The sequence below is a fragment of the Phenylobacterium sp. 58.2.17 genome (genome assembly GCF_026411515.1).
GTDB lineage: Bacteria > Pseudomonadota > Alphaproteobacteria > Caulobacterales > Caulobacteraceae > Phenylobacterium.
In genome coordinates, this window is the sequence record NZ_JAPMTQ010000009.1 from 111,051 (window position 1) to 130,593 (window position 19,543).

Sequence of the window (19,543 nt, forward strand, 5' to 3'; positions counted from 1 at the left end):
GCTGAACGGCTCCATGATTTAGAAGCCGGACAACTGCCGTCAAGGAGTGGCCATTCGTCAGGTCGAGCGGGATGCTCAGGGCCTCAGTCCCGACGCCGATCATGTAGGCCGCGAACGAATCCGCTAGCTGTCCGGCTTGCGGACCCGCCACAGGTCGCGGCCCTGGCCGCCGAGGCCGGGCGGCTGAGCCGCGAGGTCGGCGCCCCGAGCGCGCGGGGCTAGTCCGGAACGCTGGCCTTGCTGACCATGATGGTGACCGTCACGCGGCGCGCCTCACTGGCGCTCTTCGGCGGATCGGGATCATCGACGATCGAGGACTCGCCGAGCGCGGTCGAGGGCACGAACTGGCCCGGCAGCACGCCGGCGTTCTCAAGCAGGTAGGTCTTCACGGCGGCTGCGCGGCGGGCGCTGAGGCGCTTGTTGGCGGCCGCATCGCCGGTGGGATCGGCGCGGCCGACGATGGCCAGCCGGTAGCCGCTGGGGATCGCCTTGGCCTTGGCGGCGATGGCCTGCAGCTCGTTCTTGCCCTCGGCGGTCAGGGCCGCGCTGCCGACGCCGAAATAGACGTTAGCGCGACCGGCGGCGACCAGGTTGCCGATGTTGTTGAGTCGCGCCTCCTGCTGGGCGACCGTCTCCTCGGTCTCGGCCAGGCCCGCCTGGATCTGCTGGGCGGTCTTCAGGTCGGAGGTCTTGAAGGTGATCGCGTCGGCGCTGACTTCCTGGCCCGTGGAAACGCCGGTGACCTCGATCGCCAGCCCGCGGATCAGGTCGCTGGCCTGCCGGTCCTCGCGGCGCAGGATGCCCGCGCCCTGGGTGCCTTCGATGCGGGTGCCGGCGCTCAGGTTGACCTGTCGGTCGCCGGCCGGCGTGCGCACCACGATCCGGTTGTCCTTGTGCGAGACGATCATGCCATTGAAGGTCTCCGGGCCGGCGGCCTGGCCGAACGAGGCGGCTGGGGCGACCAGCAGGGCGGCCCCTGCCATGAGAGCTGCAGCTTTGCGGATCATCGCACTTCTCCATGCCTGCAAAGCGCAGGTTGGAGCTGTGCTAGCGCTAGGCTCGCGCCCGCGACATCGGATGAACACCTGAGCCGGCCAGGGGGTCGCCCTGAGCCAGCGCAGACGCTCAGCCCCTCAGAACTTGTAGTCGACGCCGATGCGCAGAAGGTTGGCGTGGGTGGGCCTCGGTCCCCGAGCCGCTGGCTTGGCCGAGCAGCGGGCGCAGGGGGCACATCGACCAGTCGAGCCCGCAGGACACCTCGATGCAATCCTGGCTGCCAGCGCTGCGACGTCGCCTAAACAGGCTGAGGTCGAATTTCGCTAATGATTTGGGCGGCTTCCTCGACGCCGCCTTCTTGCGAAATTAGCCACGCAACCTCCTTGGCTCGGCTCTGGATCTCTGCTCGATCCGCCTCGATGACGGCGCTCGCCAACCTTTCCGGCGTGAGCCTACGGCGGTCCAGCGCTCGTGGCCCAAGACCGACGCTTTCGATCTGACGAGCCCAGAACGGCTGATCGGCCATGAACGGGCAGGCGATTATCGGCTTTCCAGCACGCAACGAGCTCGCGGTCGTACCAGCCCCGCCGTGATGAAGGGTCGAGTTGACCCGCTCGAAGAGCCAATCATACGGCGCTTGTTCGGTGAACAGGCAGGTCTCTGACAAACCGCGATCCACCAGGGAGCCGCCTGCTCCGACGAGCAGCCCTCGTTTCCCAGCACGGGCCAGTCCCTCAGTCACGGTCGTGGTCAACTGCACTGGGTCGAGACCTGGCAGGCTACCAAATCCCACCGCGACCGGCGGATCGCCTGCCTCCAGGAAAGAGCGCAGCCGCTCCGGCGGTTCATACTGCGGTGTGTCGAGGAACCAGAAGCCTGTCACATGGACCGATGGCGGGAAGTCGGACGGTCGAGACAAGAGGTGACGGCTGTAGGCGTACAGCGTGGTTGCAGGCTTCGGAGGCTTTCCGCGGGGCGGGAGCATAAGGGTGTGTTCACGCCAATCCCGGATGGGCTTGGCGAATAGGACGTCGGCGCTGTTCGTCATCAGGCCATGACTCGCTCGATTGAGCGGCCCCAGGTTGGCGAACGGAAGCATAGGACTGGGATAGGCACGGGTCGGCGTGAAGCCAGGAATAGGCGAAGCCAGTACGAACGGCTTACCGAGCGCTCCGGCGATATGGGGCATCGCGATCGACTTGGGATGGGCGACGATGACGTCCGGCTGAAACGCGCGGGCGACGGCCCACTCCCTCTGCATCAGATCCTGCATGAGCGGTCCGACGTATTTCAGAAGCTTGAATCCAGCGCTGAAGCCCTGTCCTGCGGCCACCGCCGCCTTGCCCTCGGGGCTGTCGAGCAGATCCAGAAACCCGCCTGGCAGTTCGGCGAAGTCGATGTTGCGAGCCGCAGCCAAGGGGGCGAACTGTGATGGCGCGCCGAGTTGCACCTCATGCCCCTTCGCCTTCAGTGCGCAGGCCAAGGCGATGAAGGGCTGAACGTCGCCGCGGGTCCCGAGGGTGTGGAGCGAAATACGCATGGGCTCTCCCATCACCCCTAGCGGGCGACGAGGGCGCGAGATAAACAGACCGTTGGTCGGTTTTCAAGCGGGGGCGACACCGTGAGCGCACGCACCAAACAGCAGCGAGGCCGGGACCGTCGCGACCAACTTCTGGACTGCGCCGAAGATCTGTTCTTCACGAAGGGCTACGAGGCGGCCAGCATTCAGGACCTGATGCAGGCCGCTGGCGTCTCGAAGGGGGCCGTATATCACCACTTCATCTCGAAGGAGGAAGTGCTGGAGGCGATCAGCGTCAGGCTCGCCGAGGCCGCAGCCGCAAGCGTGGCAAACATAGCATCGGACCCGTCGCTAAACGCCGTCGACAAGCTTAACTGCATCTTTCAGGCGCTCCGGAGCCGCAAGGCAGTCGAATGGCCGAGGTTTGCCGGGAGCTACGAGGGGCTCTTCGCCCCCGGCAACGTCGCGCTTTTCCACCGGATCAACCGCGCAATGAACCAGGTCATGACGCCGCTTTTTGCCAGGGTCCTGGCGGAAGGCGTCACCCAGGGGCTTTTTCGGATTGCGGACCCCCAGGCCGTCGCAGAAATGATCCTGGCTGTGCAAGGCGCGATGCACCCAGCTTTGGTGGAGGCAGCCGCCAGCGACGGAGGCGTCTCGGGCGCAGCGGGCGCCGCCCTCGTTCAGACTCGCATGGCGCAGATCGGGATAGCGATAGATCGGTTGCTAGGACTTACAGACCGTACGATCCACTTCGCGGAAGCTAGCGGGAACTCGGCGAGTCTCTAGAGGAATCGAAGCGGGCTATCCAAACGTCGGCTGCGGCTGGAAGGCGGACGTTGGGTCGCAGTGCGCGCCGCCTCCGATCCCCTCTTGTTCTTTTGTCACAAGAGCCGTTTCAGGGGGGCACGTCAGGACCGCCCATCGCGCGCCGCTAGAAGACGCTGGCGCGCTAGCAGTTCTTCGCCAATCACCCCGAATGGCGCGACACCACGCCGGTCACCGGCCGCTTTCACTGGAAGTGGTACTACGCCATGCATCAGGTCGGGGACGAGGCGGTGGCCGAGCAGGTTGCGGACTATCGGGCCCACCTTCTGGCCCGCCAGAACCTGAGCGAGAAAGTCGGCTGGATGCTGCCCAGCGTCGGCGCGCAGGTTCTACTTCACAGGATCGCCGACACCGATCTGGTGGCGCAGCTGGCCTACCAGGACAGCATCGCCGCCTTCCACGAACGGCTGCGACGGTTCTTCTATCCCTATCTGTTCACAGATCGGCCGTTCACCCGCGCCGATTTCGACCGCCTGCCGAACTATGAGGCGCGGACAGCGACCGGCAGCCTGCCGTCGCTGTCACTCGGAGCCTTGGTCGCCGGCGCCTTGCTGGCCTGCGCCGGCGCCGCGGTGGCGGTACGAGGGATCGTGCGACGGAGATGAGAGCCGGGGCAGCGCGCGGCTCCGTCCCGATCGGCATAAGGGCGAACGGGCCAACACGACTTCGGCGATCAGTGAAGCCGCACGAGCGTGGGGGAGCGGCGGCGAGAGTCTGCTTCCCGCCCTGGCCGCCCGACCGGTCGACGGCCCGAAAGCAGACGCACCATGCGTCAGGCACGGGTAGGAAGCGGACGTGCGCGAGATCGCGCGTATATGTTGCCGGCATGGCCGACGTCCTCCCCAGTATCGATCTCAGCGACAGGGAGCTCCGAGAGGTCACGCGGTACGCTGCGGCTTGTGCACGGCCGGCATTGGCGATCTTCGAGCATGCCCGCCCGCGCGACGAGCGCCCGCGAGCCGCAATAGCTGCAGCGGACGAATTCGCCGAGGGAGCAAAGCGGAGCAAGGCGCTCCGAGATAGAGCTTGGGCGGCGCAGCGAGCCGCTCGCGAAGCTCGCGAGGTAGGCCTCAGCGCCGCCGACAATGCCGCGCTCGCCGCTGTCGCGGCGGCCGGCGCGGCGTTCCTGCACCCGCTGTCGAAGGCGACTCAGGTGAAACACATTCTCGGGGCGGCTGCGTACGCGGCGCGGGCTTTCGAACTCCTGGCCGATGGCAAGGCCGTGATCGGGGCCGGCTACCTCAGGCAAACAGAATCCATCGCACCGCCTATCGTAAGGGATGTGCTGAAGCGCTATCCCAACGCTCCCTCCGGGGGCGCACGCGTCGGAGAGCTAGTCCGTCAACTCGATTTCTTGCTCAGGTGAAAGTGGCTCGGCGACTTCGCCAAAGGTCGGAGCTGGCCGAGCCTTAGGCGCCCTTTAGCGGACCTCAACCAGTGTCCGCTTCTCGGCTTCGCGCCAACTTCCGCAAGCGGCGCAAGGCCACCCAAATGGGTGCGTCTTAAGTTGCATGTCGGGCCTACCTAACGCTGTCCGGCCAAGACGTTGATATCGCTACTTGGTGGAATTTCCCCCAACTTGACGATCCAAGCCAAGGCCGTCTCAATTGGCGCGTGCCCATCTTAAGCCTGTCCATAGACGTGCCATGACGGCGTCTGCGCGACGCTGAGGCTTTGGTGAATGGATGTCGGTCGGCGTCGGCGGGCTAGACGCTAACTTGGGCGCGATCACGTACGGCGAGATCAATCCGCTGGCGAGGCGTGACCTTGGACGGCATTGTTCCGTGGAGAACCATCCTGTCGTCCGACATCGGTGCGATGAACTGAACGAGGTGGCGCAGTGTCTGAGGGGGCGGCCGAGGGATAGGCGGCCTCAGGTGTCACGGGCGTGCCGGGCGGTGCGTTCGACTACTGCTACGACATCAGCAAGATGAACGAACCGTCGCTCACCCCGGCGAGCCTTACCGCAGTCAGCACGTCAGCCAACTCCTCTAGGGCAGCCGCGACTGCACGTTCCGAAATCTCTGGCGGTGAGGGTGGTCTCACGCGAATTGATCCGCCCTAGCCGCGACCGCGAGGTTCCGCGAGGGGGACCAATTCGCTGCGAATGAAGGCGATGCGACTGAGCAGCATCTCAGCGTGCTCGGCTGTCGGTGCGACCTCGATCGGGTAGCTGTCGGAGAGGTCGCGCCCCGCCAGGACATTGTCGGCCCAGTCCTGCGCGATCGCGCAATAGAGCTTAAGCGCCAGAGCCGGGGTCGGAGTGTCGTCAGTCTCGAAGTGCATGGAGGGGAGGTCGCCTACGACCGCCCATCGCTCGGCGTCCTCGGGTTTTCCGCCGGGCGCGAAGCGTGCCAGGAAAAGGCCGATCATCGGCGCCACGCCAAACGCAAGCACGAGGTCGACAATCGGCGGCGTCCAGCTGTCGGGGTCCATAAAGGCGTGTGCCTCTGCGGCCAGCGCATCGAGCCGCTCGACTTCAGCCGCGCTCTCGTAATCGAGATCGCGGCCGAAGGGAAAGCCGGATGTGTCGACGCTGATATCCATGGCCGACCCTAACTTGGTCGCGCCTACGAGGGAAGAACAAAAGGGGATCGTGGGGCGCTACTCTTGTCTACCTCACCTGGGCCGATGCCTACACAACAACGTCCTTCGGCGGAATGTCGTCCTCGCTCGAAAGGCCCAACAGGTCATTCCAGAAGTGCACAGGCGTATCGGTCCGGACACGACCGCTTAGGACGCCTGTAATGTTGGGAATGATGCCCAGTAGGCCTAAGCCCCGCACGACGGAACCGCGCGGCCGCGGCGCGTGGGTCGGCGGTTCGACCCTGCCGCCGAATGCGCGGGCTATGCTTGAGCGTTTCCCCCAGCGTGAGCGATCGTCTTTGTGACTCGCCTGATGCTCGTCGGGATCCATAGGTTGAATGTTGTCGAGCGTGTTGGTTCCACCATCTGCGATGGCGCGTATGTGAGCGACATCATACCGCCGACCGTCCGCTGTACGGGGCCAGGGCCTGCCGTTGGCGCGCTCCCATTCGGAGGTCACGAGCCGTCCGCGTCGAAATGTGAGGGGGAAGTAGGGGAGGCTCAGCGCTGACCGCAGTTCCTCACCCCGACAGAATGGTCGCAAATTTGCGCACGATGTCCCGAACAAAAAGAGAACTTTGTTCGCGGCAGTGCTGGAGAGCGCCGCAGGTGGAGCTTCGCATGCTCCGGTAGTGAGTGGAGAGTAACCAAGCTCGTGGCGCTGGGCGGAGATGTGCGCACTATGGCCGCCGGCTAGGTAAAGGACGGCTTCATCAGCTTGAGGCAGCAGAAGACCGACGAGCCTCTCGAAATTCCAATCTACGATGCCATGAAGGCGTCCTTGGCAGCGTTCAGGAGCGGTCAGTTGGTGCTACTAAAGAAACTCAAATCGAACGAACCCGCCGCCTATTCTATGTTTGCTGCGCATGTGCGATAACGGAACTTGCAGTGATCCAAGTCACGCAGGACGTTGCCGCTGCGGAGCAGGCTGTGCGCAACATGAACCTGTTTCGCCGGATCAGATACTTGCAGAGGCGTCGCTAATCTAGCGCAACCGGCCCGGCTCGACCCGTTGGGCGGTCCCCTCAACGTCCGCCAATAGCCCGACGCCGATCTAAGACTATGCTCTGGAGGTCCCCCGATATTGGGTTTTGATATATCGGGCCACTTTTAAGTTGTGAGCGGGCCACTCTTAAGTTGGACAACGACAAACGTTCTGGCGGCCCGCCGCTGATGAAGACGGGCAATATGTCTACGCTATAGCGCTATGACTGCTCGTAGTGCGTGGCTGGAGCGTGATTGACTTGGAGCGCTCCGGCCCAGAGGACCGCCGGTCGGCGTCGCCTAATGTTGGTGCGCGTCGTCGTGACAGAGCGGCGCAAGGTCCGCCGGCAGAGGCATCGGCCTTTCCGCCGGGACATCGGCGCCTCCCGTGTTTCCCGTCGGGAGCCTCCCCATCCGGGACAGCAGGCCTCCCGCGGCAAGCCGTAGGACCTGGCCACGCACCTCCCGCCCGTCTCGACGGCGCCAGCCGATCTTGAGCATCATCCAATGCGTCCAAGAATGGGCCCCGGCCCACGGTTGGCCAAGGATGTGGGCCCGCTCCAGCCGGCGAAACGCTTCCTGTAGATCGCCGCCCACGTAGGCGGCCTTCGCCATGGAGGCCTCGAGTTCGTAGGCCCTCCGACGGGCGAATGTCCGGATCATCGCCACGCCCTGCTCCTCCCTCTAGACGCCAGTCTTGGCAGTGCGCTCGAAGCGCAGGAGGCGCAGCGCGTTCGTGGTGACCAGCACGGTCGCGCCCGTATCGGCGAGGATCGCCATCCAGAGCGGCGTGGCGCCGACGATCGTCGTTCCCAAAAACATTGCTTTGAGCCCCAGGGCGATGGCGACGTTCTGCCAGATGTTGCGCAGTGTCCCGCGGGAGAGGCGAACCAGGTCGGCGACGCCGGTGACCTTGTCGTTGAGCAGGGCCGCATCCGCGGTTTCCAGCGCCACATCCGTGCCCCCGCCCATGGAGACCCCTACCGACGCGGCGGCGAGCGCCGGCGCATCGTTGATGCCGTCCCCGATCATGGCGATCAGCCCGTGCGCGCGCAGGTCCTGGATCCGGGAGAGCTTGGCGTCCGGCAGGAGCTCGGCCTCGACCTCGATCTGCAGTGTCTCGCCGATGGCGCGGGCTGCACGTGCGTTGTCGCCGGTCAGCATCACCGTTCGCAGGCCCATGGCCCGCAGTTGCGCAAGTCCTTCGACCGCGTCGGGCCTCGGCTCGTCACGCAACGCCACGGCGCCCAGCGGCCGCTTGCCCTCCAGCACGACGACCACGGTCTTGCCGGCGTCCTCCAGCGCTTGCAGGGCCGCGGTCTGCTCGGCCGTCAGGGTCGCCTGTTCGGCGGCGAAGCGAGGCGAGCCGACCGAGACGAAGCCCGTGCGCAGTCGGCCGGTGATGGCCTTCCCCGGCGTGGCGGTCACGCCATAGGCCAAGGGGATGGCGAGGCCCTGGCCCTCAGCTCTGGCGATGATCGCCAGCCCGAGCGGATGGTTCGAGCCTCTCTCGACGGCCGCCGCCTTGGCCAACAGATCGTTCTCCTCGCCGTCGAAAGCGACGACATCGGTGACCTGAGGCCGGCCGACGGTCAGGGTGCCGGTCTTATCAAAGGCGACCGTCGTTACCTTGCCCAAGGTCTCCAGCGCCGCGCCGCCTTTCACGAGCAGACCCTTGCGGGCGCCCGCCGCCAAGCCTGACGCGATCGCCGCGGGGGTAGAGATGACTAGGGCGCAGGGACAGGCGATGAGCAGCACGGCCAGACCGCGATAGATCCACGTGTGCCACTCGGCTCCGGCGACCAGCGGCGGCAGCACGATGATGAGGCCGGCGGCGGCCATGGCGGCCGGCGTGTACCAGGCGCTGAACCGGTCGATGAAGCGGGCCATCGGCGCCCTGGCGCTCTGGGCTTCCTCGACGAGGTGGATGATGCGAGCGATCGTGTTGTCGGCGGCCGCCTTGGTGATGGCGATCCGCAGTTGGCCGTTGCCGTTGATAGTCCCGGCGTAGATCTCGGCGCCTGGGCCCTTGGCGACAGGCACGGACTCGCCCGTGACCGGAGCCTGGTTCACCTCGGAGGTTCCGCTGATGACTTCCCCGTCGGAGGGGGCGCGGTCTCCGGGTCGGACGATAACGATATCGCCCACAGCGAGGTCGGCCGCGGCCACCTGTTCGGCGACGCCGTCGCGTTCGCGAAGCGCCGTGCGCGGGACAAGGTCGACCAGCGCCCGTATCCCGGCGCGCGCCTTCGACGCGGCGACCCCCTCAAGAAGTTCACCCACCGCGAACAGGAAGACCACGACGGCGGCCTCCTCGGCTTCGCCGATCGCGATCGCGCCGGCGGCGGCCACCGACATCAGGGTCTCAATGCTGAACGGCGTGCCCGACAGGGAGCCGACCGCCGCCCGACGGGCGATGGGCGCCAGTCCGACCAGGGTCGCCAGCGCGTAGACCCAGACGGTCCAACCTGGCGCCAAGCGGTCGATGACGAAGGCCGTGGCCAGCGCCAGCCCGGAGGCGATGGCGAGTTGCGCCTTGCGCGATCGCCACCAGACCTCGTCGCTGGGGGCTCCGACCGCGGCGGCGGCGGTCCCGTCGTCGCCGGGTGTGTAGCCCAGGGTCCGGATACGCTCGCGGATCGTCGAGGGCGAAGTGCGGTCGGCGTCATAGGCCAGCGTGAGCCGCTGCAGGCCATAGTTGACGTCGATGTCGCTCACGCCGGGAAGTCTCTTGAGCGCATTCTCGATCTTGGTCGCACAGGCGCCGCAATCCATGCCGTCGACGCGGAGTTTCAGAGCGGTCGTCATCGTGGCGCTCCACGGCGCGTCGCCGCTGCGGTCCGCTGGCGGGCCGTTCTCATCGGGATGTTCTCCTCAACGCTACGCCGCGACCGTACAGCCTCTAGTCGCTAGAGGATCAAGCCACGTTTGAACACAAGGCTGAGGTCGGCTGGACCGGCGAACAACCGCTTCATCCGGACAGTGAGATGAAGGCGGGACCAAGGGGCATCCAGCGCGGTGCGATCACTGTCCGTCGCCGGTCCAGATCAGTTCTGACCGCGATCAGAGCGCTTTGCGCGCACAGGTCCAGGCCATCTGGCCCGCGCCCATCTGGCGGGTCATCGTATCGACGTCCGAGAAGCCGGCCGTCGACACCAGCCGCTCGACCTCAGCGATCGAGCGGATATGGTAGATCTCTGGCGGAAAGTCTCGAGCGAACCCCGCGTCCTCGCCAGGCCGGAAACCGATGACCAGCCGACCGCCGGTCTCCATAACACGATGGATCTCCGCCAGATCCCGCTCTGGGCTTGGCCAGAAGTAGATCGTGTGGACAGAGAGCAGCTTGTTGAAGCTGCCATCGCCGAACGGGAGACGCCCGCTCGCGCCGAGGATCAAAGTCATCCGATCCGTCCGCAGGACCTTGGCGTTTCGCCGCCGCGCGATGTCGAGCATCACCGTGGACGGATCGATTCCCGCTAGGCGCCCCTTCGTGACCTGCAGGGCCGCGGCGGCCAGCGTTCGGCCATGGCCAAAGCCCACCTCCAGCAGCCGATCGTCCGGTTCCAGGTCAAGGCGCTGAAGGGCGATCCGATTCGCCGCCTCTGTCTCGTGAGCCATGATCCGGCCGACAATCTGGCCGAGGAGACCGTGCGGCTGACGGCCCTGCCGAGCGATGAGGCTGGATCGCTTCACGATGCTTCTCCATGACCGCGCAAGCCGGGCGCCGGGGCCGCCGCCGGCCTCATGCAACTGACCGAACCGGGGTAGTGGCGCACCGTCACCCGACCTTCGACAGCGGGCGACCAATTGTGGCGGCGTACCGCGGCGAGCGGAGGATCGAACGTCATGGGGCGGGCTCCAAGTGGCGCGGGGATCACGCCCTCCGCCCTGCGCGAAGTCTCGCCGGTTTCGAAATCGGCAAAACTCCTGCGGGATCAGTCGGCGTCGGGAATCGACCAGTCCACCTGGGCCGCGCGGCGCCACTCGGTCGGCGTCTGGCCGGTGGCTTCCCGGAAGGCGCGGTTGAAAGGCCCGAGCGAGCCGAAGCCGACGTCGTAGGCGATGGTCGCCACCGAAGCTCGCGCTTTGGCCGGATCGGCCAACGCCAGTTTCGCGGCAGCGATCCGGCGCTCGTTCACGAAGGCGGCGAAGTTGCGATAGCCGAGTCCCTCGTTGATCAACCGACGCAGGTGATGCTCCGGCGTCCCCAGCCTGGCGGCCAGGGCGCGGATCGTCAGACCCTCCTCGCGCCAAAGTTCCTGGCCGCCCAGCGCCTCTCGAAGCCGCGCCAACAGCGGCTGGTCCCGAGGATCGATCTGCCGCGCGCCGTTGCGGTCCGCGGCCGGGCCGAACAACTGCGGCTCGGCGCGCAAGAACACCGCGCCGCCGGCGATACTCAGCAAGAGCAGGCTAACGGCTGCAAGCATGGAGAGCTGGTCCGCGGGGCGGGAGAAGAGCTCAGCCGACTGCACGCCGACAACGGCCAGAGCATACAGCGCCGCCGCGGCGAGCAGCGGACCGCGCAGACGCCGGCGAGCCTCGACGAGGTCGCCGCGCCAACCGGTCCAGATCACGACGAGCACGTGCAGCAACAGGGTCGCGCCCGCCAGATTGTGGATAAGCCACAGCCACCGCGCGATGGGCGGCGGCGCGAGGGTAGCAAGGCCCCCAATCAAGAGGAGCGCCATGGCGGGAAGCAGCCGACCGAACCCCGGACGCCGGTTGTCGCCGAACAGCTCGGTGGCGAACGCCCAGAAGAGTCCCGCTCCCATCACCGACAGCATCCAGACCGGGGCGGCGGCGGCGCCCAGGATCGCGAATGCGGCCGGCGACTGCGTGAGCGTGTGAGCCGCCGCGGCCATGCAGAACAGGGCGCCCGTGAGGCGCGCGGGGGTTCGGCCGCCCTGGGCCAGGCCCACGGCGAGCAGGACGAATGCGCCCACCGCGGCGCCTCGGATCAGAATCTCTGCAAATGGGGCTTGCTGCACCTTTGGCGCCTAACCCTTGTTCCAGACCCGCAGTTGGGCGACGGCGACGATAGTTCAAAGTCAGCGCGGCGACGCCAGCCCATTCGCGGCCCCGAGCGGACGTCGCACGGATTGACATCGGGTAAGTGTAAACTTACGGTAAGTAATGACTTACGGTAATGCACTCGCCGCGCTCGCCGACCCAACGCGCCGGGCGATCTTCGAAAGCTTGAAGGCCGGCCCAAGTGCCGTTGGGGTGATCTCCGACCACCTACCGGTCAGCCGGCCGGCGGTTTCGCAGCACCTTAAGGTGCTCAAGGCGGCGGGGCTCGTCGCAGATCGGGCCGAAGGCGCACGCCGTGTCTACTTCATCGACCCCAAGGGCCTGGGCGTCCTGCGCGCTTGGCTCGACCAGTTCTGGGACGGAGCGCTGAACGCCTACGCCGCCGAAGTCGATCGGCAGGCCCATGAGGAGGACAATACGCCATGACGCAGCAGACCATCACGATCGCCCCGGTTCGCAAACGCACCCGGGTCAACGCCGATCCGGCAAGGGCGTTCGAGATCTTCACCCAAGGCATGAGCCGCTGGTGGCCCGCCGAGCACAGCATCAACCGCTCGCCGATCGCCGCGATCGTTCTGGAGCCGCGGGCCGGCGGCCGCTGGATGGAGCGCGGCGAAGACGGCAGCGAGTGCCAGTGGGGCCAGGTGTTGGCCTGGGAGCCGCCGTCACGGCTCGTGCTGGCGTGGCAGATCACGGCGCAGTGGCAGTACGATCCGGAGCTGATCACCGAGGTCGAGGTTCGCTTCTCGCCGGACGGCGCGGGCACGCTCGTGGAGTTGGAGCATCGCCTCGCCGGTTACGGCGAGGCGGCCGAACAGATGCGCCAGGTGTTCGACGGACCGGCGGCCTGGGAAGGTACGCTTGAGCGTTTCGCCAAGGCGGTCGGCTAGGTCCGATCGGACGACATTCGGCTCCTGATCGGAGAGGGCGCGTATGGGGGCGGGCCGATGGTGCGGGCCCATGTTCGCGTCTATGGTTCCCGTTTCAGAGGTGTTCAGAATGTCGACCCGATCCCATTGGGACACCGTCTACGGGACCAAGGCCGCGACCGAGGTCAGCTGGTTTGAGCCGAGCGCCGATCTCTCACTGGCGCTGATCGCCCGGGCCGGCGTCGCGTTCGACGCCCCCATCATCGATATCGGGGGCGGCCTGTCGCCCCTGGCCGATGGATTGGCGGCGGCCGGGTACGGCGACGTGACGGTGCTCGACGTCTCAGCCGAGGCGATCCGGCTACGGCTTGCGCGTCAGGCGTCCGAGGTCCCGATCCGCGGCATCGCGGCGGACCTGCTCACCTGGCGTCCGGACCGCAGCTATCAGGTCTGGCACGACCGCGCCGTGCTGCATTTCCTCACGGAGGCAAGCGATCAGGCGCGCTATCGCCGGACGCTGATGGACGCGCTCGTGCCGGGCGGTCAGGCGATCATCGCCACCTTCGCGCCAAGCGGGCCGGAACGCTGTTCGGGTCTTCCGGTGCGCCGTTATGGTCCCGAGGACCTGCAGGCCCTGATGGGACCTGACTTCACCATGGTGGAGAGCTTCGAATTCGACCACCTGACGCCGGGAGGCCAGACGCAACGCTTCCACGTCGCGCGCCTGGAACGCTCGCAGTGACCCAGCGCAGGTGTCTGGACCAGCGCTGAGCGAGACGGGTTCTCGAACTCAGGCTGGGTCCAGCACCTCGATAACCGGGCATGACGACGCCGTGCCGCACGCGCAGCGAGCGACCGCGTCGTCAAGCACCGCCTCCAGCGCCCCGCTGGCCGTGAGCCAGGTGACGATCGGACCATCAGCAGGATGACGGCCTCCCCGAGCGGAGCGCCTCTGGCTTCGTCATTCGCGCCCGGCCGCGGGGGCCGGATCTGTCGGAGCGGGTCTTGGACGGCAAGCCAAGTTCAGGCGGGCCCGAGCGCCCGATGCGACCTGGAGGTCGCATCGGGCTCCGCGGGTAGACCAGCGCTCGGCTTACCCGGCGTCCGGGACGAGGCTTGCCTGCGCCTTGCGCGCCCATGACCGCCCGTGGACCAACCGGTAGAGGGCCGGCAACACCAAGAGGGTCAGCAAGGTCGAGGAGAGCACCCCGCCGATCACCACGGTGGCGAGCGGACGCTGCACCTCCGCGCCAGCGCCGACATTGAAGGCCATGGGCACGAAGCCGAGGCTGGCGACCAGGGCGGTCATCAGCACCGGCCGCAGGCGGGTGACGGCGCCCTCGCGGATCGCCTCGTCCAGCCCCTTGCCCTCGGCGAGCAGGTTGCGGATGAAGCTGACCATCACCACCCCGTTCAGCACCGCCACGCCCGAGAGCGCGATGAAGCCGACGGCCGCGGAGATCGAAAGCGGCAAGCCGCGCAGCAGCAGAGCCGCCACCCCGCCGGTCAGCGCCAGGGGCACGCCGGAGAAGACGATGGCGCTATCCTTGACCGACCGGAACAGGGCGAAGAGCAGGCCGAAGATCAGCAGCAGCACGGCGGGGACGACCAGCTGCAGCCGCTTGGCCGCCGAGATCAGCTGCTCGAAGGTGCCGCCGTAGGTCACCCAATAGCCGCTCGGGAGCTCCACCTCGGCGCCGACCTTGGTTCGAACCTCCTCGATGAAGGAGCCCAGGTCGCGGCCGCGGACATTGGCGGTGACCACGACCCGGCGCTTGCCGTTCTCGCGGCTGATCTGGTTGGGGCCGATCTCGACCTCGACCTTGGCCACTTCCGAGAGCGGCACGAAGCCGCGCGGCCCCGCGCCGCCGGCCGGGAGCGGAATGCGCAAACGGCCGATCTCATCGACATTGCGTCGGATGTCCTCGGGCAGGCGCACGACGATGTCGAAGCGCCGGTCGCCCTCGAAGATCTGGCCTGCCACTGAGCCGCCCAGCGAAGTGGCGACCACCGCCTGGACGTCCTCGATATTGAGGCCCAGGCGCGCCAGCGCGGCGCGGTCCGGGGTCACCTGCAGCACCGGCAGGCCGGTGATCTGCTCAAGGCCCACGTCCTGCGCGCCCTCGATGCCGTCGACGACGCCTTTGACGGCGCCACCGAGCTCCAGGAGTTGCTCCAGATCATCGCCGAACACCTTCACCGCCACATCGGCGCGGACGCCGGAGAGCAGCTCGTTGAAGCGCATCTGAATGGGCTGGGTGAACTCGTAGTTGTTGCCCGGAACCTGGGCGACGGCGGCCTGCAGCTCCTCCACCAGCTTGGCCCGAGGCTTGCGCGGATCGGGCCAGTCCTTGCGGTCCTTCAGCATGATGAAGGTGTCGGCGACCGAAGGCGGCATCGGATCGGTGGCCACCTCGGCGGTGCCGAGCTTGGTCACCACCCGCTCGACCTCCGGGAACGTCTTGATCTTGGCCTCCAACGCCGTCTGCATCGAGATGGCCTGACTGAGGCTGGTGCCTGGAATGCGCAGTGCGTGCATGGCGATATCGCCTTCGTCGAGGCTCGGCACGAACTCCGAGCCCATGCGGCTGGCGGCGAAGCCGGCCAGCAGGACCAGGGCGACCGCGCCGGCCACGAAGGCGGTGCGCCAGCGCAAGGCGAGCTCCAACGCCGGGCCGTAGACCTGGCGCGCGCCGCGCATCAGCGGGCTTTCCTTCTCCTCGACCTTGCCGGTGACGAAGAGCGCGACGGCGGCGGGGACGAAGGTCAGCGAGAGGACGAGGGCCGCGGTCAGGGCCAGGACCACGGTGATGGCCATGGGGTGGAACATCTTCCCCTCGACGCCCGTGAGCGCGAAGATCGGCACATAGACCAGCGTGATGATCAGCACCCCGAACATCGAGGGCCGGATCACCTCGTCGGTGGCGCTGGCCGCCAGGCTGAAGCGCTCGTCCCGGGTCAGGACGCGACCCAGCCGGTGCTGGGCCTCGCCGAACCAGCGCAGGCAGTTCTCGACGATGATCACCGCGCCGTCGACGATCAGACCGAAGTCCAGAGCCCCCAGGCTCATCAGGTTGCCGGAGACCTTGGTCTGCACCATGCCGGTGATGGTCATCAGCATCGAGATCGGGATAATCGCCGCGGTGATCAGCGCTGCGCGGATGTTGCCGAGCAGCAGGAAGAGCACGACGATGACCAGCAGCGCGCCTTCGAGGAGGTTCGTCGCGACCGTGCGGATGGCGCGGTCGACAAGGTCAGTGCGGTCATAGATCGCCTGCGCCGTCACGCCGGCCGGCAGGGCCTTGGCGGCCTCTTCCAGCCGCTCGGCCGCGGCGCGTGCGACGGTGCGGCTGTTCTCCCCCACCAGCATGATCACCGTCCCGAGGACGACTTCCCGGCCGTTCTCAGTCGCCGCCCCGGTGCGGAGTTCCTCGCCGAGGCCGACATCGGCCACGTCGGCGATCCGGATCGGAACCCCGCCGCGGTTGGAGACGATGATGCCGCGCAGGTCCTCGACGCCCGAGGCCTGGCCCGGCACGCGGACGAGGTACTGCTCGCCGAAGCGTTCGACATAGCCCGCGCCGACATTGGCGTTGTTTCGTTCCAGCGCCCCGATCACCTCGGTCAGGGTCAGGCCATAGGCCGAGAGCCGTTCGGGCAAGGGGGTGACGTGGTACTGCCGCTCGAAGCCGCCGATGGTGTTGACCTCGGTGACGCCGGGCGTGTTGCGCAACTGCGGCCGGATCACCCAATCCTGCAGGGTCCGCAGGTCTTCCGGCGTATAGAGCTGGCCGTCGGGCCGCCTGGCGCCGGGCTTGGCCTCGACGGTGTACATGAAGATTTCGCCCAGGCCCGTGGCGATGGGGCCCATCTCCGGGATGATGGCGGCCGGCAGCTGACCGCGGGCGATCTGCAGCCGCTCATTGATCAGCTGACGGGCGAAATAGATGTCCGTCCCGTCTTCGAAGACGGCGGTCACCTGGGAGAGCCCGTAGCGGGAGACCGAGCGGGTGTATTGCAGGCCGGGCACGCCGGCGATGGCGGTTTCCACCGGGAAGGTGATCCGCTGTTCGGCCTCCAGCGGCGAGAAACCCGGGGCTTCGGTGTTGATCTGCACCTGGACGTTGGTGATGTCCGGGGTGGCGTCGATGGGCAGGCGCTGGAAGCTCAGCACGCCGATGGCGGCGCAGAGCAGCACCAGGGCGAGTACGATCCAGCGGTAACGGATCGACAGGGCGACGATCCGCTCCAGGAGGGCGGGTTGCTTAGACATGATCCTCCCCCCCGCCTAGTGGTCATGGCTCGCGCCGGACTTCTCGATGTCCGCGCGGATGAGGTAGGCGCCGTCGGTGACGTACTCCGTGCCCGGTTCGAGCCCGCCCAGGACCTCGGTCCATTCGGGGGTGCGGGCGCCCAGTTCCAGCATGCGCACCTCGTAGGTGTCGCCCACCTTGGCGAACACCACGGTGAAGTCGCGGAAGCGCTGCAGGGCTTTGGTGCGAACCGCCAGCGGGACCGAGCGGGCCGAGACCTGGAACGAGCCCTCCACGCCCATGCCGGGCCGGAAGCTGCCAGCCAGGGCGCCGGGGATCTCGACGTGGGCCATCAGGGTCTGGCTGGCGAGGTCGGCGGTGGGCAGGATCGCCTCGACGCGCGACAGGGTCTTGGTGTCCCCCGAGAGGCTGCGGACCTCGACTCCCTGGCCGACCTTGATGCGCTCGGCGTCGCGCGGATAGACGAAGAACTCCGCGTGCAGCTTGGTCGGGTCGGCGATCACATAGAGCGGCTGCTCATAGGCGACGTCGCCGACATTGGCGTTCTTCTGGACGATGACGCCGCTGATGGGCGCGGGGATCGAGTAGGTCTGCAGGCTGTTGCTGGACTCGACACGGGCCAACACCTGGCCCTTGCGGACCTGCTGACCGAGGCCGGCGCTCATCGCCATGATGCGCCCGGGATACCAGGCGCGGACCTCGCCCTGGCCTTCGGGCGTCACCTCGACGCGGCCGGCCATGCCGATGAGATCGCCGACCACCGCTGCGCCGGCCTGCTCGGTCTTTACGCCGCCGGCTTTGGCGGCTTCGGCGCTGAAGGTGGTGCGGCCCTCATAGGACGCGTAGCTCCAGGCGTGGGTCCGTCCGCCCTCGCTCGCCTTGACCTTGACGTCGAAGGAGTGCGGCTCGGCGACGACGCCGGCGCCGCGCAGATAGTCCTGCTGCGGGGCGAAGGCGAAGCGGTCGACCTTGCCGCCGAGCCGGACCAGCTCGACGCTGAGGCTGATCGACTTGGGATCGACGGGCTTATCCTTGTTGTAGGCGTAGACGTGGAACTCAGGGTCTACGCCGTCTTCGAAGATGGTCATCTCCAGTGCGAAGTCGCCGTCGCGGAGCATGCGGCCGCGGTGCGGGCCGCGCTCGTACTCGGCGGCCTCGGCGGCGTGTTCGCCTTCAGGGGCGGCCTTTTCGGAACCGGCTCCGCATCCGGCCAGCAGGCCGGCGACGAGGATCAAGGCGAGCGGCGCGAGGCGCCGGGAAGAAGCAGGCGACATCAGCGGCTCTCCGCAGTTTGGGTGGTGACGAGGCCGGCATGGCGGCCCGTGAGGCGGTCGAGAGCCGCCTGGTCGATGTGATGTTGGCGCAGGACCATGACCCGGCGCTCGCGGGCGTCGGCCAGGGCGCGTTCGGCCTCGGTGACGTCGAGATATTGGAAGCCGCCGCGGTTGAAGCCGTCGCGCACCAGTTCGACGGTGCGGATGGCGGCCGGGACGATCTCGGCGCGGATGCGTTCGGATTCGGCGGCGGAGGCTGCCAGTCGCGCGGTGAGCCGGGCGATCTCCCGCTCACGCGTGATCCGGGCCGCTTCGAGATCGGCGTCGGCGGCGTTGCGCTCGGCCTGCGCCCGTTCGACGCCGGCCTGGTTGGTGTCGTAGCGCTGCAGCGGGATGGTCCCGCCGACCACGAAGGCCACCTGCGAACCGTCGCCGAAATAGCGAACCCCGGCGCGCAGGGTGGGGTCGGCGACCTGGCGGGCGCGTTCGACCTGGATGCGGGCCTCGGCTAGGCGGCGTTGGGCGGCCAACAGTGCGAGATCGGGGGTCTCTCCGACGGGTGCGGCCTCGGGATGCGAGACCTTGAAGAACGGCTCCAGATCCAAGGAAAAGTCAGACGTCCCGCCCCAGAAGCGGGCGAGTTCGGCCCGGGCGTCGACCGCCGCCTGCCGAGTGCGATCACGGGCGATCTCGGCCTGGGCGGTCAGGGTTTCGGCCCTCGCGCCGGCGAACAGCGGATCGCGGGCGCTCCGGACACGGCGGGCGATGTCCTGCTGCGAGCTATGGGCCGCGACCAGGCGCGCCTCGGCGATCAGTAACTCGGCCTCGGCGGCCAGCGCTTCGGCATAGGCGATCTGGACCTCCTTGATCAGGTCCAGCCGGCGCACCTCTTGGCGCAACCTGGCGGTTTCGATCTCGGCGCCGGCCACCCCCGTCCGCGCGGCGCGCTTGCCGCCCCGCTCCAGGGTTTGCTGATAGCTTAGGGTCGTCTCGCTGCGGTCGAGCATCGAGAAGGCGCCGGAGCCGGCGAAGTTCTCGACCTCCAGCCCGAGGGTTGGGTTGAGGCGAAGGTCGGCCTGCCGCTGGCCCGCGCGGGCAGCCTCCAGGCGAGCCTGGGCGCCGGGCGCCGACGGATCGAAGGCGGCGGCGCGACCGATCGCGTCGGGCAGGGTCAGCGGCGCG

15 protein-coding genes and 1 pseudogene are annotated in these 19,543 nt (G+C 67.5%); 6 read left to right on the forward strand and 10 right to left on the reverse strand.

Features of this window, described 5'->3' with window-relative positions; translation table 11 throughout:
- Window positions 1-218 precede the first annotated feature (218 nt).
- A complete protein-coding gene (locus OUA97_RS08905) occupies window positions 219-1,007 on the reverse strand; it encodes an OmpA family protein (protein WP_267231515.1) in 789 nt (262 codons plus the stop codon).
- Window positions 1,008-1,294: 287 nt separating this feature from the next.
- Entirely contained in the window at window positions 1,295-2,536 is a 1,242-nt protein-coding gene (locus tag OUA97_RS08910) for a glycosyltransferase (RefSeq protein WP_267231517.1), read from the reverse strand.
- A gap of 81 nt (window positions 2,537-2,617) precedes the next feature.
- Here OUA97_RS08910 and OUA97_RS08915 point away from each other — a divergent pair, with 81 nt between their 5' ends.
- The 3 genes and pseudogenes from OUA97_RS08915 to OUA97_RS08925 all read left to right on the forward strand — a co-directional run bounded on the left by OUA97_RS08915 (window position 2,618) and on the right by OUA97_RS08925 (window position 4,709).
- The gene (locus tag OUA97_RS08915) at window positions 2,618-3,304 is read left to right on the forward strand and encodes a TetR/AcrR family transcriptional regulator (RefSeq protein WP_267231518.1); all 687 of its coding nucleotides are present in this window, start codon (window positions 2,618-2,620) and stop codon (window positions 3,302-3,304) included.
- A gap of 179 nt (window positions 3,305-3,483) precedes the next feature.
- Window positions 3,484-3,948, forward strand: a pseudogene (locus tag OUA97_RS08920) (DUF3526 domain-containing protein); the annotation flags it as partial.
- A gap of 221 nt (window positions 3,949-4,169) precedes the next feature.
- Complete coding sequence (locus OUA97_RS08925; RefSeq protein ID WP_267231519.1) at window positions 4,170-4,709, forward strand: putative immunity protein; 540 nt, start codon at window positions 4,170-4,172, stop codon at window positions 4,707-4,709.
- Between the two features lie 695 nt (window positions 4,710-5,404).
- Here the strand turns inward: OUA97_RS08925 and OUA97_RS08930 are convergent.
- From OUA97_RS08930 to OUA97_RS08945, 5 genes are all read right to left on the reverse strand, one after another.
- Window positions 5,405-5,890: a hypothetical protein gene (locus OUA97_RS08930; RefSeq protein ID WP_267231520.1), complete on the reverse strand. Its 486-nt coding sequence runs from the start codon at window positions 5,888-5,890 to the stop codon at window positions 5,405-5,407.
- A 1,323-nt stretch (window positions 5,891-7,213) separates the two neighbouring features.
- Window positions 7,214-7,576, reverse strand: coding sequence for a DUF3703 domain-containing protein (locus OUA97_RS23430; protein ID WP_416362419.1), 363 nt, complete (start codon window positions 7,574-7,576; stop codon window positions 7,214-7,216).
- 21 nt (window positions 7,577-7,597) lie between these two features.
- The gene (locus OUA97_RS08935; protein ID WP_267231521.1) at window positions 7,598-9,721 is read right to left on the reverse strand and encodes a heavy metal translocating P-type ATPase; all 2,124 of its coding nucleotides are present in this window, start codon (window positions 9,719-9,721) and stop codon (window positions 7,598-7,600) included.
- A gap of 255 nt (window positions 9,722-9,976) precedes the next feature.
- Window positions 9,977-10,663, reverse strand: coding sequence for a class I SAM-dependent methyltransferase (locus OUA97_RS08940; RefSeq protein ID WP_267231522.1), 687 nt, complete (start codon window positions 10,661-10,663; stop codon window positions 9,977-9,979).
- A 185-nt stretch (window positions 10,664-10,848) separates the two neighbouring features.
- Window positions 10,849-11,856, reverse strand: coding sequence for a helix-turn-helix domain-containing protein (locus tag OUA97_RS08945; RefSeq protein WP_267231523.1), 1,008 nt, complete (start codon window positions 11,854-11,856; stop codon window positions 10,849-10,851).
- A 190-nt stretch (window positions 11,857-12,046) separates the two neighbouring features.
- On the opposite strand from OUA97_RS08945, the gene OUA97_RS08950 reads away from it, so the two are divergent.
- The 3 genes from OUA97_RS08950 to OUA97_RS08960 all read left to right on the forward strand — a co-directional run bounded on the left by OUA97_RS08950 (window position 12,047) and on the right by OUA97_RS08960 (window position 13,555).
- Window positions 12,047-12,370 (forward strand): ArsR/SmtB family transcription factor, encoded by a 324-nt coding sequence (locus OUA97_RS08950; protein WP_267231525.1) that lies wholly within the window; start codon window positions 12,047-12,049, stop codon window positions 12,368-12,370.
- Window positions 12,367-12,834, forward strand: a complete 468-nt coding sequence (locus OUA97_RS08955) for an SRPBCC family protein (protein ID WP_267231527.1) — start codon at window positions 12,367-12,369, stop codon at window positions 12,832-12,834. Before OUA97_RS08950 ends, OUA97_RS08955 begins: the two co-directional genes overlap by 4 nt.
- A 109-nt stretch (window positions 12,835-12,943) precedes the next feature.
- Complete coding sequence (locus OUA97_RS08960; protein ID WP_267231528.1) at window positions 12,944-13,555, forward strand: class I SAM-dependent methyltransferase; 612 nt, start codon at window positions 12,944-12,946, stop codon at window positions 13,553-13,555.
- Window positions 13,556-13,906: 351 nt separating this feature from the next.
- Here OUA97_RS08960 and OUA97_RS08965 read toward each other — a convergent pair whose 3' ends face one another.
- From OUA97_RS08965 to OUA97_RS08975, 3 genes are all read right to left on the reverse strand, one after another.
- Complete coding sequence (locus OUA97_RS08965) at window positions 13,907-17,086, reverse strand: efflux RND transporter permease subunit (RefSeq protein ID WP_267231529.1); 3,180 nt, start codon at window positions 17,084-17,086, stop codon at window positions 13,907-13,909.
- Between the two features lie 15 nt (window positions 17,087-17,101).
- Window positions 17,102-18,361 (reverse strand): efflux RND transporter periplasmic adaptor subunit, encoded by a 1,260-nt coding sequence (locus OUA97_RS08970; protein ID WP_267231530.1) that lies wholly within the window; start codon window positions 18,359-18,361, stop codon window positions 17,102-17,104.
- Window positions 18,361-19,543 (reverse strand): TolC family protein (locus tag OUA97_RS08975; RefSeq protein ID WP_267231531.1); only part of this gene is annotated, 1,183 nt, incomplete at its 5' end. The genes OUA97_RS08970 and OUA97_RS08975, both read right to left, overlap by 1 nt.